This window comes from Armatimonas sp., from assembly GCF_031410135.1.
Lineage (GTDB): Bacteria > Armatimonadota > Armatimonadia > Armatimonadales > Armatimonadaceae > Armatimonas.
Genome location: NZ_JANNYP010000087.1, coordinates 1 through 1,028 on the forward strand (window position 1 = coordinate 1; position 1,028 = coordinate 1,028).

The 1,028-nt window shown below is 61.3% G+C and carries 1 protein-coding gene; it reads left to right on the forward strand.

Annotated elements, in window-relative coordinates; all coding sequences use genetic code 11:
* Positions 1 to 993: hypothetical protein (locus RMO15_RS03240; protein WP_309707746.1), on the forward strand; the 993-nt coding region annotated here is incomplete at its 5' end.
* Between the last annotated feature and the right edge of the window lie 35 nt (positions 994 to 1,028).

The window sequence follows — 1,028 nt, forward strand, 5'->3', positions numbered from 1 at the left end:
GTCGGCGCGATCCAGCCTCTCGTCGCCGCATGCCTCGCCTACCGGTTGCTTGGCGAGCGCATCACGGCAAGCATCGCCGGCGCCGGCGCCGTTGGCGCGGTCGGCGTCGCCCTGCTCGTTCTTCGGGCCGGGGCGCATCTCGACGGTGTCGGTCTCTCCGTACGCGACGAGCGTGCAGGTTCAACTGTTCGCGCCGGGGAAGCCACAGGCGTCGATCACTTCGATTCGTTTCGAGCCGACGCCGAGGGAGCATCGCGGGCTTGGCGGGGACACCTACGAGAGCCCCGCACTGCCTGTCGGATGGTCGCGCGGACTCTCCGCACCGATGGAGACCGATCAGCCAGCGTGGAAGGAGACGGTGTACGGGTGGCCGTTTTTGTGCTTTCGGGTGAGCAAGAGGCTGAGCTCGGATTTCTTGCCGTCGCCGAAGACCCTCTCTTCGCAGACGATGATTGTCTCTCGATCATCGATCCAGGTGGGCAGAGCACGGAGCTGGTCACGGCAGTAAAGCTGGAAGGGAAGTGGGAGGTCCGGTTTAGAAAAAGCTTTCCGATTGGCACGCTTGGCCTGCGAGGGACTGTGCTCAGCTCAGAATCCCCGAGCCCTCCCGAGATTCTTAATGCGGTCATCGTGCTCGACGATCTCATCGGAATGGAATTTCGTCCGGGTGCGGCAGGTCGGGCAGTTGTACTCGGCGCGAGCGGCACCAATCTCGTAACGATTCGAGACCGCATGACCGAGTGGGATGCAGCGAAGGTCCACGGGGCTTGGCTCGACTTTGAGGAAGTCAGCAAAGCGGTGGGTTGGATGATGCCAATGACCGATCTTCAAAGATCACTCATTATCGGCATTGAGCCGGGGCGAGAAAAGACGATCCACCTTGGGTCACTCATTCTGGAGCGTTTTCTTTGGTCGCTCCATGTGCTCGGCGTGACGGTTTCGGTTCGTGGATGGCGTCACGCCCTTTTGGCTCACGGCCTACGGCCTAGCTGACGTCCAGCATGGACATCAGCTAAACGTGGTTTGCT